The 16330-nt window shown below is 38.8% G+C and carries 15 protein-coding genes, 1 tRNA gene and 1 riboswitch; of the genes, 7 read left to right on the top strand and 9 right to left on the bottom strand.

Annotated features, from left to right (window positions below; translation table 11 throughout):
- Window positions 1–64 precede the first annotated feature (64 nt).
- Both ytvI and NSS70_RS16260 read left to right on the top strand, forming a co-directional pair.
- Complete coding sequence (gene ytvI / locus NSS70_RS16265; RefSeq protein WP_063387477.1) at window positions 65–1093, top strand: sporulation integral membrane protein YtvI; 1029 nt, start codon at window positions 65–67, stop codon at window positions 1091–1093.
- 141 nt (window positions 1094–1234) lie between these two features.
- Complete coding sequence (locus NSS70_RS16260; protein WP_066250881.1) at window positions 1235–2326, top strand: AI-2E family transporter; 1092 nt, start codon at window positions 1235–1237, stop codon at window positions 2324–2326.
- A gap of 75 nt (window positions 2327–2401) precedes the next feature.
- Here the strand turns inward: NSS70_RS16260 and NSS70_RS16255 are convergent.
- From NSS70_RS16255 to NSS70_RS16220, 8 genes are all read right to left on the bottom strand, one after another.
- Window positions 2402–2475: transfer RNA gene (locus tag NSS70_RS16255), tRNA-Pro, on the bottom strand.
- Window positions 2476–2535: 60 nt separating this feature from the next.
- Entirely contained in the window at window positions 2536–2898 is a 363-nt protein-coding gene (gene crcB / locus NSS70_RS16250; RefSeq protein ID WP_063387269.1) for a fluoride efflux transporter CrcB, read from the bottom strand.
- A gap of 12 nt (window positions 2899–2910) precedes the next feature.
- The gene (gene crcB / locus NSS70_RS16245) at window positions 2911–3318 is read right to left on the bottom strand and encodes a fluoride efflux transporter CrcB (RefSeq protein WP_340881967.1); all 408 of its coding nucleotides are present in this window, start codon (window positions 3316–3318) and stop codon (window positions 2911–2913) included.
- An 86-nt stretch (window positions 3319–3404) separates the two neighbouring features.
- On the bottom strand, window positions 3405–3695 hold the full coding sequence (locus tag NSS70_RS16240; RefSeq protein WP_340881965.1) for a hypothetical protein: 291 nt from the start codon (window positions 3693–3695) through the stop codon (window positions 3405–3407).
- Between the two features lie 184 nt (window positions 3696–3879).
- Complete coding sequence (locus NSS70_RS16235; RefSeq protein WP_063387272.1) at window positions 3880–4923, bottom strand: ribonucleotide-diphosphate reductase subunit beta; 1044 nt, start codon at window positions 4921–4923, stop codon at window positions 3880–3882.
- A gap of 12 nt (window positions 4924–4935) precedes the next feature.
- Window positions 4936–7200, bottom strand: a complete 2265-nt coding sequence (locus NSS70_RS16230; RefSeq protein WP_066250873.1) for a ribonucleoside-diphosphate reductase subunit alpha — start codon at window positions 7198–7200, stop codon at window positions 4936–4938.
- A 136-nt stretch (window positions 7201–7336) separates the two neighbouring features.
- Window positions 7337–7515, bottom strand: a riboswitch (cobalamin riboswitch).
- 133 nt (window positions 7516–7648) lie between these two features.
- On the bottom strand, window positions 7649–8089 hold the full coding sequence (locus NSS70_RS16225; protein WP_063387274.1) for an Hsp20/alpha crystallin family protein: 441 nt from the start codon (window positions 8087–8089) through the stop codon (window positions 7649–7651).
- Between the two features lie 145 nt (window positions 8090–8234).
- Window positions 8235–9416 (bottom strand): IS701 family transposase, encoded by a 1182-nt coding sequence (locus tag NSS70_RS16220; protein ID WP_063388773.1) that lies wholly within the window; start codon window positions 9414–9416, stop codon window positions 8235–8237.
- Window positions 9417–9976: 560 nt separating this feature from the next.
- Here NSS70_RS16220 and NSS70_RS16215 point away from each other — a divergent pair.
- The 5 genes from NSS70_RS16215 to NSS70_RS16195 all read left to right on the top strand — a co-directional run bounded on the left by NSS70_RS16215 (window position 9977) and on the right by NSS70_RS16195 (window position 14580).
- Window positions 9977–11188: an ABC transporter substrate-binding protein gene (locus tag NSS70_RS16215; RefSeq protein WP_339193254.1), complete on the top strand. Its 1212-nt coding sequence runs from the start codon at window positions 9977–9979 to the stop codon at window positions 11186–11188.
- A gap of 89 nt (window positions 11189–11277) precedes the next feature.
- Entirely contained in the window at window positions 11278–12138 is an 861-nt protein-coding gene (locus tag NSS70_RS16210) for a branched-chain amino acid ABC transporter permease (RefSeq protein ID WP_063387478.1), read from the top strand.
- On the top strand, window positions 12139–13131 hold the full coding sequence (locus tag NSS70_RS16205; protein ID WP_339193253.1) for a branched-chain amino acid ABC transporter permease: 993 nt from the start codon (window positions 12139–12141) through the stop codon (window positions 13129–13131).
- Window positions 13128–13883: an ABC transporter ATP-binding protein gene (locus NSS70_RS16200; protein ID WP_339193252.1), complete on the top strand. Its 756-nt coding sequence runs from the start codon at window positions 13128–13130 to the stop codon at window positions 13881–13883. The genes NSS70_RS16205 and NSS70_RS16200 overlap by 4 nt, the downstream gene beginning before the upstream one ends.
- Window positions 13876–14580, top strand: a complete 705-nt coding sequence (locus NSS70_RS16195) for an ABC transporter ATP-binding protein (RefSeq protein WP_094244608.1) — start codon at window positions 13876–13878, stop codon at window positions 14578–14580. The genes NSS70_RS16200 and NSS70_RS16195 overlap by 8 nt, the downstream gene beginning before the upstream one ends.
- A 373-nt stretch (window positions 14581–14953) precedes the next feature.
- Here the strand turns inward: NSS70_RS16195 and NSS70_RS16190 are convergent, their stop codons facing one another.
- Window positions 14954–16243: a globin-coupled sensor protein gene (locus tag NSS70_RS16190; protein ID WP_130158449.1), complete on the bottom strand. Its 1290-nt coding sequence runs from the start codon at window positions 16241–16243 to the stop codon at window positions 14954–14956.
- Window positions 16244–16330: the final 87 nt, after the last annotated feature.

Here is a 16330-nt window from a genome sequence, read left to right as displayed (position 1 = left end):
CGATATAATAAGGATAACATGATGATTTTGAGTATAGAATAGATAGGAGAATGATGTATTGAAAATGAAAAAGTATCTTCCGCTTATCATCATTGGTATTGCCATTCTTATACTAATACCGTTCAGCATCCCGATATTGCTTGCGCTGCTTACAGCTCTTGTACTTGAAAAGCCTATCAGCATTCTCCAAAATCGATTTAAAATAAAAAGACCTTATGCAGTTTTGCTCATTTTTGTTGTTTTTTTACTCTTATTATGTATTCTAGGCTTTGGTTTGATAAACTTTATATATACAAACTTTGTGAGTTTTATAGAAAATATCCCTTTATATGTTAGAAAATTCAATCATGATTTTATTAATCCTCTTCTTGATACGTGGGAAAATTATTCCGCTTCCCTTCCAGAAGGTGTCATGACGTCTATTGAAATTTCCATTAATAATTCTGTCAATGCAGTTGACGGTCTTGTGAAGCAATTGATGGAATCGCTCATATTATTTGTTTCCGGCATTCCCGGCTTTTTCATTGAAGCGCTGATTTACTTGATTGCTCTTTATTTAATCAGTTTGGATCTGCCGAAAATATGGGCTTCGCTCGAGACCATGCTGACAGAAAAAACGAGAAATAAAATAAAATATGTTGTGAATGATCTTTATAAAGCAGGCTTCGGCTTTATTAAGGCGCAAGTTATTTTAAGTTTACTGACATTTATACTAGCTTATATTGGGTTGGTGCTGCTTCGTGTGGATTATAGCTTGATTTTGGCGATCATTATCGTGGTTGTTGACATCCTTCCAATATTGGGAACAGGATCGGTGCTGGTTCCTTGGGCTATTTATGCATTTAGCCAGGGGCAAACCAATCTCGGAATAGGATTAGTCGTCTTATTTCTTGTGATCACTGTCGTCAGACGTGCTGTCGAACCGAAAATTATGTCAACCAACATGGGAATAAGCCCTCTTGCCGCCTTGATCAGCATGTTCATTGGACTAAAGATGCTCGGTATATTAGGTTTATTCTTAGGTCCAGTTGTTGTGATTTTGTTTGAAACATTGCGAAGAGCAAACATTATAAAGCTTAACATAAAAATTTAAAAAGGTTTTCCTTAAATTTGAGCGGAAAATTTGGATTAGAAGCAATAGGAGGATTGAAAAAAATTGCTTAGAATATGTAAATACATGATATTCTAAATATTGGAACGAATGTTGCAAAATTGGATGCGGGAGGCAAGCATTTTGTTTAAATCAAAACTTCATTTTTGGACGTTAGAAATACTTTTGATCATTTTGATCTTATATTTCAGCACAAAAATATCTTTTCTTTTTGAGCCCATTGTGATCTTTATAACTACTTTGTTTTTTCCTATAATTATTTCCGGTTTTCTTTACTTTTTGTTTGCTCCGATTATTGGCTTTCTTGAAAAGCGAAAAATTCCAAGAGTGCTGGCCATTTTGATTTTGTATATCGTGTTTATCGGCGGAATTTCGATCGCCATCGGATTGGTAGGGCCTACGATTGTTAAGCAGTTTAATGATTTAATTCGAAACATTCCTTTTTATATAACAAAAACGAGAGAAATCATTGAAAACCTGTATCAAACAAGCTGGTTCCAATGGGTATTGACGCAAGATTATTTTTCCATTGAAAAAATTGAGAGCACCATTACGCAATATGCATCGAGAATTACAAATAATATTACGAATGGCGTTCAGTCCGTTTTCAGCGTTATCACAAATATAACACTCATTATTGTCACGGTGCCGTTCATTTTATTTTATATGATCAAGGACGGACATAAGCTGCCGCATCAGGTCGTAAAGTTTTTTCCGAGTGATTTCCGCGATGAAGTTATGATTATCTTAAAGGAAACAGGCGAAACCTTATCTACCTATATTCAAGGACAAATGCTTGTTTCCATGTTTGTCGGGCTCTTTACGTTTATCGGATACTTAATCATTGATCTGCCGTATGCTTTGCTGCTTGGAATAACTGTGGCAATCACCAATATTATTCCGTATTTAGGTCCGTTTATTGGGGCTGCTCCGGCCGTTATTGTCGGCTTGCTCGATTCACCTTTTAAAGCACTTCTTGCGATTATTGTCGTGACAATTGTTCAGCAAATTGATGGGAATGTGATTTCTCCGTTTATTATCGGCAAGAGGCTTGATACACATCCGTTGACCATTATTATTTTGTTGCTTGTTGCAGGAAATATCGCGGGAATTTTGGGGATGATTTTGGCTGTTCCAACATATGCTGTAACCAAAACGGTTGTGATTAACTTATATAAATTAATTAAACTGAGGAAAGGGATTAAAAAGACGTAATTCAAAATATACGCCGCTTGAAAAAGCTCAAGCGGCGTTTTTGATTTTAAATGATGATTTAGGAGATTTACAGAGTCGGGATGACAGGATTCGAACCTGCGACCCCCAGCACCCCATGCTGGTGCTCTACCAAGCTGAGCTACATCCCGCTGGACAATCTGTATTATAAAGAAAAAATCAAACCATGACAATATGATTCAAATAAGTTTTTAAAATATAGCGCCTAGTTGGAAGCCGAGAAAGGCAAACAAAAGACCGAACGCATAGCTTGAAAGAAAATAGCAAATGGACACTGTTTTTTGTTTTTCTGTTAACAGCTGTTTATTTTCAAGCTGAAACGTAGAAAAGGTGGTAAAGGCTCCTAAACATCCCGTTCCAAATAACAGTAGATATGCTTCTGAAATATTCATGCCGATCAAAAGGCCGAGCAGGAAAGATCCGCTGACATTGATAATAAATGTCGCGACAGGGAACTTCATATTGCTTTTCTTTTTAATCCAATTGGTGACGATCAAGCGGGCATTAGCTCCTAAAAAACCTCCGATTCCTACAACGATAAAGTTGAAAAGCATTACTCTTCACTCCTATTCATGATCGGCCGTTCGTGCGTTGTGCTGGGAAAGCATTTTTCGGCCAAGATGATAACCAAACGAAACAAATAAATAACCGCCTATTAAGCTTGACAATGTATACATAATGGCTGTTTCCCATTTATCGGCAATCATCAATTGAATGTTCTCAAAACTGAAGGTTGAAAATGTTGTGAATGACCCGATTAAGCCAGTACCGATCGCTGCGGCAAAATGGGGAGGAAATCCTTTTATTTTAAATACATATTCAGTCAACCATCCCAAAAGAAAACTTCCAGCCAAATTGGCTAAAAGTGTCGCTGCTGGGAAAGATCCGGTCCAAAAGCTGGAAGTCCATAGGCCGACACTGTATCGAAGGCAGGCACCTGCTATCCCGCCCAAACCGACTAATAAATAAATCATTATCTTCACCTCGCAATGGTGGAAAACAACATAGCTCTTTTTAGCCAATATGATTTTCTTAATCTTCGTGAAAACTATATTTCTTTTTAGGGCATCGCCTTTGTAATTGCTTCTATAATGAACGCAATACAAGCTAAAAAGATGGTCAGTAAAGTTGAATATAACAATATGTTTCTGATGACGACAGCAGCTTTGTCGCATCTGCTGAAAGTTTGAAAAGAAAAATATACAAAGATGCCTAATAGAATCGAGGCAAACCAACTTATAAAGCCTGTTTTTGTAGCTAATTTTGGCCAATCAAACATCCAAAAATATAGAATAGCGAAATGAATTGTTACTAACAAAATTGACATTATGATCAAGGTTGATTTTAACATAGAATCCCTCCGCACATATTATACCACGGTATGGAAAAATGGGATGCTTAGGTTCCCAAAAAGATAAGCTCTTTTAAAAGAAAGTATTTGCTTATCGAAAAATTCATTCATAGCATTCCTTTTGGTTTGGCAGCAGATAAAAAAGGGCAGTCTCTGCTGCCCGTTATCATGAGAACGTAAATTTTTACAACTCATCAAAGCCGTTATCAATCGTGTTGACTTTTGTATATTGTCTCGATTTTTGTTCAAAGAAGTCTGATTTTCCTAAGTCCACTTCTTCGTAAGCCCGTATCCATTTCAAAGGATTTGTCCGATAGCCTTCAAAAGGACGTTCGAATCCCAGCTGATTGGCACGGAAATTCGCATAAAATTTAATATAGCTCTCCACATCTTTTAAATGCAGGCCTTCAATGTCATTGCCGATAATTACACCGGCCCATTCGATTTCCAGCTCGGCTGCTTTCATAAATGTTTTCGAAACGAATTGTTTCAGTTCATCTGTATCATATTCAGGATATTGCTTCAGCACCGCTTTGAAAATTTTTTCAAACAAACCTACGTGTATTTGTTCATCACGGTTAATGTAGTTAATCATCGTGCTAGTGGCTACCATCTTTTGGTTTCTGGCTAAATTATAAAAGAATGCGAAACCGGAATAGAAAAATAAACCTTCCAGTATGACATCAAAGACGATCGATTTTAACAAATTCTCCACATTCGGATTTTCTGCAAATGCTTTATACCCGTTGGTGACAAATTCATTTCGCTTCCTTAAAACCGGTTCGTTCCGCCAATATTCAAATACTTCATCCTGTACGTTTTTAGGCACGATGCTTGAAAGAATATACGAATATGAATGGTTATGAATCACTTCCTGCTGAGCGAGCAAAATCATTAAGGCGTTTATGCTCGAGTCTGTAATATAATCAGCAACTTTTCCGGCATAATCGGTTTGAATGCTGTCTAATAAAGCTAAGAGGCCGATAATTTTTAAAAATGCGTCCTGTTCTCTTTCTGAAAGCTCAGGAAATTGCTTCACATCTTGAGCCATATTAATTTCAAAAGGTGTCCAAAAGTTTGCGAGCATCCGTTTATATTTTGGATATGCCCACGGGTAGGCGACATCATCCCAATTGAGCACGTTGGAACATTTTCCGTTCACTATTGCTGTTGAACGGTTTGGTGCATCAGGATCCATAATAACTCGTTTTGTTAATGTTTGCTCCATATTACTTCCTCCTTAACTTGCACATGATTCACATTCATAAATGTCGCTTGATGTCGAACGGACATAATACGTTGTTTTTAATCCGGATTTCCAAGCTGTCAAATGAAGCTCCAGCAATTCTTTCGCTTTAATCGTGTTTAGGACGTAAAAGTTGAAGGAAATGGACTGGTCAATATGTTTCTGGCGCACTGCATTTTGTTTGATGCTCCATGTTTGGTCGATCAAATAAGCGGATTTATAATACCAAGTCGTTTTCGCATTTAAGTCGGGAACGGTAACTGGAATTTTGTAGTCTTTCTTTTCCTCTGAATAAACTTTTTGGAAAATTGGATCGATGCTTGCTGTGCTTCCGGCTATAATGGAGGTCGATGCGTTCGGTGCGACCGCCATTAAATAGCTGTTGCGAATCCCAAAAGTCTGCACTTTTTCCTTTAATTCCTGCCATTTTTTTGACGTATAACCGCGGATTTCAAAATATCGCCCTGTATCCCACTCCGAGCCTTTAAAGAGAGGGTATGCGCCTTTTTCTTTTGCGAGCTCCATACTCGACTGAATGGTTAAATACGCAATTTTTTCATATAGTTGGTCGACAAATTGGACTGCCTCGTCGCTTTCCCATGTAATTTCCTTTAGTGCAAATAAATGATGCATGCCAAACGTTCCAAGACCGATTGCACGGTATTTTTCATTTGTAAGCTTTGCCTGTAATACCGGAATGTTATTTAAATCGATAACGTTGTCCAGCATCCGCACTTGAATAGGGATTAAACGTTCCAGAACGTTGTCTGGAACAGCCCGTGCCAAGTTGATGGAAGAAAGGTTGCAGACGACGAAATCGCCGGGCTTTTTCACAATGACAATTTTTCCATCTTCGACATATTGTTCTTCAACAGTAGTAGCACTTTGATTTTGCGCAATCTCTGTGCATAAATTGCTGCAATAAATCATGCCGGCATGCTTGTTTGCGTTTTTTCGATTCACTTCATCCCGATAAAACATAAAAGGCGTTCCCGTTTCAAGCTGGCTGATCATAATCCGTTTCATTATTTCAATCGCAGGCACTTTTTCTTTAGATAAGGAAGGATGATTCACGCACTCAAAATATTTTTCCCGAAAGCTGCCGTTACCTTTTTCTTCATCATAATAATCTTCCAGACTGAATCCCATGACTTTGCGAACTTCGTGGGGATCGAACAAATACCAGTCCCCGCGCTTTTCAACTTGCTCCATAAATAGGTCAGGAATGCATACACCTGTAAATAAATCATGGGTGCGCAGCCGTTCGTCTCCGTTATTTAATTTTGCATCTAGGAAGGCGAAAATATCTTTATGCCAAACATCCAAATAAACGGCAATTGCTCCTTTTCTTTGGCCGAGCTGGTCGACGCTCACTGCCGTATTATTTAATTGCTTCATCCAAGGAATGACACCTGATGAAACTCCTTTGAACCCCCGGATATCGCTTCCGCGGCTTCTGATTTTCCCTAAATAAACTCCAATGCCTCCGCCGCTTTTAGAAACATTGGCAATATCAGTGTTCGAATCATAAATGCCTTGAAGGCTGTCGTCTACCGTATCAATAAAGCAGCTTGAAAGCTGACCGACTGATTTTCCTGCATTAGCCAATGTAGGTGTTGCAACCGTCATATATAAATGGCTCAATGCCCAATACGCTTCCTTTACAAGATGCAAACGTTTGGACGGATGCTCGTTGATCATTAACGTCATAGCGATGATCATAAAACGTTCCTGTGGAAGCTCAAATGTTCGTTTATGAAAATCTTTAGCTAAATACCGGTCGTAAAGGGTCCTTAATCCGATGTATGTAAACAGCTTGTCCTTCTCAGGATCAATGGCATTTCCCAGCTCCATAATTTCCTCTTTTGAATAATGCTCTAGCAAAAGAGGGCTGTAGATTCCAAGATCGGTTAATGTTTCGATTAACAAATAAAAATCGCCGTAGCCCGGTTGGTTGTAATTTCTGTTTTGGCTCGCTTCATAGTAAATTTTTTCAAGAAATACGTGTGCAGCTAAAAAAGTCCAATCCGGCTCACTTTCCGAAATGTTTGCTAAAGCTTCAATAATCAGCAGGTTTGTAAATTTTTCAAGATCATCAATCTGCTGGTATTGTAGGGTTGTCGACACTCTCTCGCTGTATTCATGAAAGGAAAGGGATGGAAACTTTTTTTCAAGCTGTCTTAGATAAAGCTCCCAATCGCTCCTGTTAAAATGATTTTGAAAAACCTCGTATAGATTTAATGCTTTCGTAATATTCATCAAACATCCTCCTTATCAAAATAAAAAACCGCTCAGGAAGCTGAGCGGATCAAACGATGATTAAAAGGGAGGCAGTTTACAAGGCGAAACTACTCCATTCAAACCATCGTTTCATCTTCCCAACCCCCGAAGAATTAGAAACGTTCGGACAAAGGCAGGTCTCCTGACTCGTGCTTCATCCTACTTTGAATCCTTCCCATACGAAACGTACAGTGGATTATTCATTTCGTAGCACTCACAGTTGCGGGGACAGTTCCGGATTCTCACCGGATTCCCTTTTAAGCTGAAAACAGCACCTTTGTCGTTAGGTTTTCAATATATAGTATTTAATTGTTTTTGATTACACAATATATAGATTTTTGATGTTATATATTCATCATAATCGTACTTGGCGAAAATTGCAATAAAAAAGTGAGGCTGATTGAAATTTTGCAACCTCACGAAACAATTAATGAAACTGAATATCAATTTTCTTTTTGTTGTTTTCGGTTTGTTTTGGAATACGGATTTCCAAAACGCCATTTTTATATGTCGCGCTCACTTCTTCTTCTTTTACATTTGCCGGCAATGCAACAGCGCGGTGAAACCGCCCTACAAACCGTTCGCGTCTATGCATTTCTTCTTCCTTTACTTCTTTGCTTCTTTGAATTGTGCCGCTGATCGTAAGAACGTTGCGATCAAGATGAATGTCAACGTCTTCCTTTTTTTCAAGGCCGGGCAAATCACACGTAACAATTACTTCATTAGCAGTTTCATGAATATCAAGCCGGGGGGTATTCATAGTCTCAAAGTTTTCAAAAAAATGCGGGAAGCTTTCAGAAAAAACGCGATTCATGTTTCGTCTAAATTGGTTGATCTCAGAAAAAGGATCGTAAGGAATGAGAGCCATATGATTGTTCCTCCTTTGATTTTTTTACAGAAAATATTATTTGTGTTGAGAAGAGAAATATACATAAAGCAGAGTTTAAATTACTGTAGTTGAGCAATTTTCATTACAATAATTACCATGTAAAAAGAGACAAACGGAGTACCCCTTATGCCACATGAAGCTGTTTTTTAACGACATCAATGGGAATATCTTGTTTCGCTGCATCGTAAATAAACTCCACGAGGCTATGTCCTTTCTTCTTTCGAAGGAAGTCAAGCCCGGTAGAGAAATCGCTGTTGGATTCGACCATACTGTACACATAAGCGAGTTGCACCAAGATCCAATACCGTTTCACCGCCCGACGTTGACGAACGCGGTACCCATCGAGCTTCAGCTGGTCTTTCGCTTGTCGAAAAAAGCATTCGATCGACCAACGCTGGGCATAGTAGCGCAAGATCTCTTCATCGCTTAGCTCCCGGTCGGTGCTCAAGACGCAGTGAAGATGTTCAGGTGTCATCGGCTGATCGGCTTTCCAAGCCAACAACACAACGGCATCATCGAGACCTTTCAGCGCTCCCTCGTAGCGATACACGCGATAACGCTCTTCTCCCACCGTGACGAGATGGGTGTCGTTCGGTTCGATATAGCGGGCAAACTGTTTGGCTTGGATGGCGATGCCTTTTGGATAAAGAACCCGATTCGTCTTGAGCATCGCAATGACGTGGAATCCTTTTTTCAGGCAGGCTTCCACGAGTGTTTTCGATGGGTACCAAGAATCCATCAGCACATAAACAGAACCGTGCACATCCAAAGAAGAAAGCATCTCGATGGCCCATTGACCCTTGCTTTTCCCATCCGCCTTGTCGTAGAGGCGAAACGCAAAGGGAAAGGCTTGCGTCATCGTATGAACCATGAGCCAGACGAGAGAGTGTCCCCAAATCGACTTTTTGTCCGCGTGAGAATAATGCCAATTACACCCTTCAATAGCGTGTTTCGCCTGTGACGAAGGCTTCGTTTTTCGGCAGATCGTATCATCGATCGAAACAAAAATGGGGTGATTCTTTCGCTTGGCCGTTCGTTCCACATGACGAAGCATCCACTGCTGGAGTTTGCGAAGCAAGATTTCTTCATCCCAAGGGCTTTTCGTGAAAAAATGGCTCAGTGTCGTTCGATGGTTGGGATGAAAGCTCTCATGATGCAGATCGGTCAAGGTTCCCACAAATCCTTTCGTTGTCAGCGCATCGATAATATGAACGAGATGCTTCATGACCGGCTTAGAGAAATAAAGGGCCAGCCCCAACATTGCGAAAAACTTGTCGATTCCTTGGTGATGTGGTAGTCTATTCATGAGACATGAACCTCCTTGAGAATGGTTTGGTGACACATCTATTCTAATCAAGGAATCGGGTTCATGTCTCCTTTTTTGTTCGGATGTAAATTTATGTTAGTGAATTTGCTCATCTACAGTAAATTACTGTTTTTAATCATAAAAATATAAATAAGTCCGCTGCGTCCAAATCGTTTCGTGTTTGTTGCTTTTAAAAGCACAACCTAGCAAAACTTGGTGAACGAATGGATAGCATATTGTTGTTATTAAACAAGAGTTTACATACGAAGAAAATTAAGTAAGCTGCTTAATTGCAGCCATGCTGGGAATTAACAGATCAAGCTGGATAAATTCACAATGATTGGAAACCGCTGTGGACAACTTTATAAATTTAAAAATTATTCATTCGTTGCACATTCTGAAACAACGATGTTGTGAAGCCAATCTGCAGGCAATAATATAAAAAACAATAATAAAAAAATTTGGAATATTAAAAAATATAAAGAAGGGAGTGAAAAGCTTTTTAACCTTGCAATTCAAAAAATGAAAGCGTTTAACTAATGCTTTTAGGGGGGTATAAAATGGTGGGAAAAGGTAAATTTTGGAGTGTTCTTTTTATTACTATAATGTTGATTTTATCAGGTTGTTCAGGATCGGCTGTAAGCAATAGCAAGTCTAATTCCAGCGGTGAAAAAGATACAATCAAAATTGGCGTCATCCTTTCTTCAACTGGAACATTCGCTCCGCTTGCGGAAAGCATTAAAAACGGATTTAACCTTTATCTTGAAGAAAATGATAACAAGTTGGGCGGAAAAAAGGTGGAAATAAAATTTGAAGATGATGAAGCAAACCCGCAAGTTGCTTTAAGGAAATATCGCCAATTAGTCAAGAATGAAAAAGTAGATATACTTGTTGGACCAATTTCTTCAGCAGTCGCTTACGCATTGAGAGACGAGGTGGAGAAAGACAAAATTATATTAATTGATGCCAATGCTGCCGGAAACGATCTTTCCTGGAGCAAAAAAAGCGATTACATTTACCGCCTGTCATTTTCCAACTGGCAAAATGGCAGCAGTGCTGGAGAATATTTAGCAAAAAATGTTGGAAAAACAGCGGTAGCGATTGCACCCGACTACCCTGCAGGAAAGGAAGTTGTTTCCGCTTTTAAAGAAGCTTTTGAAGCTGCTGGCGGTAAGGTAGTAAAAGAAATATACCCTAAATTAGGAACGAATGATTTCGCAACGTATCTTACTGATGTAGCCCAAGTAAAGCCTGAACTAGTTTTTACATTCATGGCAGGCAGCGATGGAATTCGGTTTGTTCAGCAATACAATGATTTTGGCTTAAAGGGAAAAATTCCGCTGTCAGGTCCAATGGAATTTGGCGATCAACTGATCCTCGAACCTACTGGTGAAGCAGCAGAAGGAATCATTTCTGGCATCCTGTACTCGCCTTGGCTAGAAAATGAAGAAAACAAAAAGTTTGTAGAGGCATATCAGGAAAAATACGGAAAGCTGCCAAACACTTTTTCAGTGGGAGGCTATGACTCCGCAAAAGTCATAGATATAGCGATTAAAGAAGCAGGAAGCACAAATGCAGAGGATTTAATAAAAGTCCTTAAAGGGATTTCCTTTGACAGCCCACGCGGACCAATTACGATTGATCCAAAAACGAACAACCCAATACAGAATTTCTACATCGCAAAGAACACAAAAAAGGATAATCAAATTGTCCCTGAAGTACTGGAGACAGCCGAAAAAGTAACGATGCCTGAAAAAGCTCCTGCAAATTAGTCCATGTAACAGGATTGGGATCTGGGGCAAAGTTCTCCAGTCCCAATTTGTCGTTTCATAAATTGAGAAAGTGGGGGATCGTTTTGTCATTGTCTATATTTTCTGTACAGCTATTAACGGGATTAGCGTATGGGATGCTGTATTTTATGATAGCAGCAGGGTTGACGATTATTTTAGGAGTTATGAATATTGTTAACTTGGCGCACGGTACATTATTTTTACTTGGATCCTATATGGCCTTTACCTTTATGAATCAACAATTCAGTTTTTGGATTGCTTTATTGCTATCAGTTGCTGTTACGGCTGTGATCGGGATTATTATTGAAAAATTATTTATTCGGCAAATTTATGGGAAAGAGCTTGAGCAGGTGCTGCTCACATTTGGTTTAGCCTTCGTTATTGCGGATACCGCAAAGTGGATTTGGGGTACAGAGCCTCAAACGATGGCTGTCCCTGCTTTGCTCGATTCGTCGATCTCCATTGGACCGATGGTTTTCCCTTTTTATCGGTTGTTTGTTGTTTTAATTGGCTGTCTGCTAGCGCTGCTTCTTTGGTATTTTGAGAGCAAAACTAGAATCGGTGCGATTATTCGTGCAGGTGTGGATGACAGGGCAATGGTTTCAGCTCTTGGAATAAACGTTGGGGCTGTATTTACTGGAGTTTTTGCTTTCGGTGCAGGATTAGCTGCGTTGAGCGGAGTATTAGGAGGACCGTTAATCGGGATGTATACAGGTATGGAATCAGACATTCTCGTTACATCATTAATTGTTGTAGTGATCGGCGGCTTAGGTTCGTGGAAAGGCTCTTTCATTGGTGCAATTCTCATCGGATTGATTGAGACCTTCGGCAAGATTTGGTTTCCTTCATTATCAATGCTAATCGTATTTCTTCTCATGGTTGTAGTATTAATTATCCGTCCTCAAGGGCTATTTGGAAGGGAGGTGGCATAGTTGAAAAAGAATATTCTAATTTTCATTGTATTTCTGCTTATTGCTTTCGTTCTGCCCTTCGTTTTAAGTGTGTATGGGATCGATCTTGTTTCCGAAATCTTCATTATGGCTATTTTTGCCATGAGTCTTGGTTTAATAATGGGGTATGCAGGAATGGTTTCACTAGGTCATGCAGGATTTTTCGGAATTGGAGCCTATACCGTGGCACTTCTCGGACCGCATATTCCAAATTCCTACTTGTTACTATTTTTTTCTATCTGCATATCTGGTCTTCTTGCATTAGTTACTGGCGCGATATTTATACGCACTTCGAAATTTTACTTTTTAATGATTACTCTTGCTTTCGGACAATTGCTGTTTGCTCTGGCTTGGCAATTAAAGCAATGGACTGGCGGAGCAGACGGCATGAAAGTTTCCGCTCCTTTGAATCTCGGTTTTGGCGAAATTGTCAGTCCTATAGGGATTTATTCCGTAATGGCAGCAGCTTTTATTATTGTTTATTTACTGCTTAGATTTTTTGTTGAATCTCCAGTCGGTAAAGTTGTCAAAGGAATAATGGAAAACGAAGCACGAATGAGTGCATTGGGGTACGATGTACGCATTTATAAGCTTTTAACATATACATTTTCCGGAGCCCTAGCAGGATTTGCAGGATCTTTATACGGATTTTACAACCTTTTTGTAAGCCCAGATGTATCGAGTTGGATGTTTTCGGGTCAAGTTATGATGATGGTAATAATTGGAGGAGTTGGTACACTGATTGGTCCGGCAATCGGAGCTGGTCTATTCATTTTTTTACAGAACTTTATCAGCACGTACACAGAACGGTGGCCAATTATAATGGGAGCCCTGTTAGTGATTCTTGTGCTGGTTGGCAAAGGTGGAATTATCCATTGGTTTGCTTTATTGAAATCTAAGATTTTTTATAAAAAACGAAAAAATAGCGATGATTACGCTCCGCAGCATGTTGAAAAAGAGGAGGTAGTCAATTGAGTATATTAAAAGTAGAAAATATAAACAAATCATTCAAAACATTACAAGTTCTTCAAAACGTATCATTGGAAGTTCAGCCAGGAGAACGCCATGTTATCATCGGCCCTAACGGTGCGGGGAAAACAACTCTTTTTAATTGTATTACAAATGTCCTGCTAATTGACTCAGGAAAAATATTTTTGGAAGGGCAAGAAATAAGCAATATGCCTTCCAGTAAATTGGTTCATTTAGGAATGTCGCGAACGTTTCAAAAAAACAACTTGTTCGGAAATTTGACAGTCGAAGAAAATCTTCATCTTGCTTTAACAGCAACGAAACGATATCGCTACCAAATGTTTCATGCGTTGACAAAGCATATCGACCTCAAAAAAGAAACAGATGAAATCCTTGCACAATGGGAGATTTCTACACGCAGAAATGTCAAGGTGAACAATCTTTCCTATGGAGAGCAGCGGCTTCTTGAGATTCTGCTAGCGATGGCGTCTAAACCGAAGATCTTGCTTTTGGATGAACCGACATCAGGAATGTCTCCAGCAGAAACTGCACAGACAGCTGAAATGATTCAAAAGCTTCCTCGGACAGTATCTATACTAATTATTGAACATGATATGGATGTTGTATTTTCCATTGCTGACAGAATTACTGTTCTTCATCACGGAGAAGTGATATTAAGCGGCACTCCCGAAGAAGTTCGAAACAATGAAGAAGTAAGGAAAATTTACTTTGGGGGAGGTGCAAAAGCTCATGCTTGAGCTTCAAAATGTCCATTCTTACTACGGAACGAGTCATATTCTTCAAGGCGTTTCATTTTCAGTTCCAAGCAAGAAATGTGTTGCTCTTCTTGGGAGAAATGGAGCAGGTAAATCAACAACGATTCATACGATTGCCGGGCTGCTTAAACCGCGGAGGGGAAAAATTCAATTTAAGGAACGGCAGCTGAATAACCTGTTGCCTCATCAAATTTCGTGCCTTGGAATTGGATTCGTTCCACAAGGAAGGCGGATTTTCCCTTCTCTTACCATTCGTGAAAACTTGACAATGGCTGCCCGTAAAAATTTAATAGACCGAAATAATAATTGGGATTTGGAAAGGGTATATGAATTATTTCCTGTTTTAAAAGAAAGAGAAAAAAATATGGGTACTGAGCTTTCAGGCGGACAACAGCAGATGCTTGCAATCGGAAGAGCTTTGATGACAAATCCCAGCTTTTTATTAATGGATGAACCATCGGAAGGATTAGCCCCTGTCATTATCGATCAGGTCGGCGATATAGTTGTAAAACTGAAGCAGGAAGGACTTTCGATCTTAATGGTTGAGCAAAATATATCACTCGCATGCAAAGTAGCAGATGAAATTTTAATTATGAACAAAGGTACTATTGTATGGCAGGGCAGCCCAGATGAATTAATGAAAAATAATGAAATACAACATAAATATCTTGGGGTATAGAAAAACACCACATAACATTTGGAAGAATATGAGGATATATGTTCAATATACGAGCATATATCCTTATTTTTTTAATCTCCAAGCAAAACGATAACGATGTTAGAACTGCGCAAACAATTTTTATAGATCCTCGTACTATTAAATTTGTACAGAACCAAAGTACTTGTTCAGCTTTTTGTGATTCATCCAGAAAAAGAAGGAAAAACATTTGCAACAAGCGGATTTGCCGACGGTACAGGCGGTATGGTGATTTATGAAACAAACATCTCCCGGCCGCCCTCCTTTTCATCTATCTATTTTATGGTTCAGTACCAATAAAAACCCCATCTCTCCTAAGTTCGGAATGATGGGGCTCAAGCGTCTGAAAAAGAATTTATATATGATTGGCCAGCTTTTTTAAATGTTCTGAAGTCTCATTGATTTGCGCAATGAAATTTGTTATATCATCAATGATTTCAGCAAAGTTTTCGAGTTCATTTTTCGTCTTTTCAGTTTGTTCTTTATTTTTGTCGAAGGCATACAAAATATTGTCGAAGAATTGGTTCATCTCTTTCATTCTTTGCGAACCATTGCCTGTAAGCTCTGTTACTTCCACAATAGATGAAGCGATATCGTTAATTTTCGCTCTGATTTCCTCAATTAAATTGGAAACGCCAAGCACGGAATTTTTTGTTTCTTCCGCCAGCTTTCTCACTTCACTAGCAACAACAGCGAATCCTTTCCCGTATTCCCCTGCACGCGCTGATTCAATTGCGGCATTTAGAGCCAGCAAGTTAGTTTGTTCAGCAATAGAAGTAACAATCGAGACGACATGATTAATTTTTTCAGAAGTTTGTTCAAGCGACTTTATTTTTAAAGCAATATCATCTGTCCGTTCTTTTATATTGACCATTAAACCGGAGTGAAAATTCAAGTCTTCTCTCCTTGAACTGACTTCTGCTTCGGTTGATGCCGCTGTTTCAAAACGATCAACTGCAATTAAGGCAAATTGTTTGGATCGTTCGTTAATTTTTTGTATAGCTGAATTGGCTGATTCAATAAGATCAGCAAGACGAATGGAGGTTTGGGCGATGTTTTCATGAAGCTCCTGTTTTTCCTTTTCGATTTTTTGCCGTCTTTTTAAATACTCTTCATTATATGCTTCCAACACAATTTGCTGTTCAAAGTTTAACATTTTTGCAATGGTGACCACCGCTTTATGATAATCTTCCTTCGATGGACACGCTTTCGCAACAACGGAAAAAATTGATTTCTGTAATTGCTGGAATGAACTCATGTACCAGATCGTATCTAATCCAATGCGGACGTGGGCTACAGCAATCCGCTTCATTCTTGTTATATCTTCATCTGTTAAGGATCCGCTAAACATAAGCAGCACATGTTTTTTCAATCTTTCCTTCTGTTTTTCGATCGAGCTGTATTTATTAATTAAGTCAATCAAAAATTGTTCTTGATGGAGAGCATCATAAAATGCATCGATAATAAACTTTATGTTTTCTTCAATCGCATCTTTTAATATAAGAGTACAAATAAGATCATCCTTTGTTAGGCCAACCATCGCTAATTGTCTTTGATATTTTTCATCAGTCACTTCAAGTTTTACTTGTTGAAGATCTACTTGTTTTTCAAAAAGTGATGGAACTTGTTTTCTTTTTTTAAACATTGGTTGATTTCCCCTTCAAAATTCATTATTAGTGTCCACTGTATATATCGGCAGCTAAATAATAATTTTTTCGATTATTTTTTAATT

Origin of the sequence: Aeribacillus sp. FSL K6-2848, assembly GCF_038004325.1 — a bacterium.
In the GTDB taxonomy this organism is placed as follows: Bacteria; Bacillota; Bacilli; order Bacillales; family Aeribacillaceae; genus Aeribacillus; species Aeribacillus composti.
This window is presented reverse-complemented; position numbering and strand designations above follow the sequence as displayed.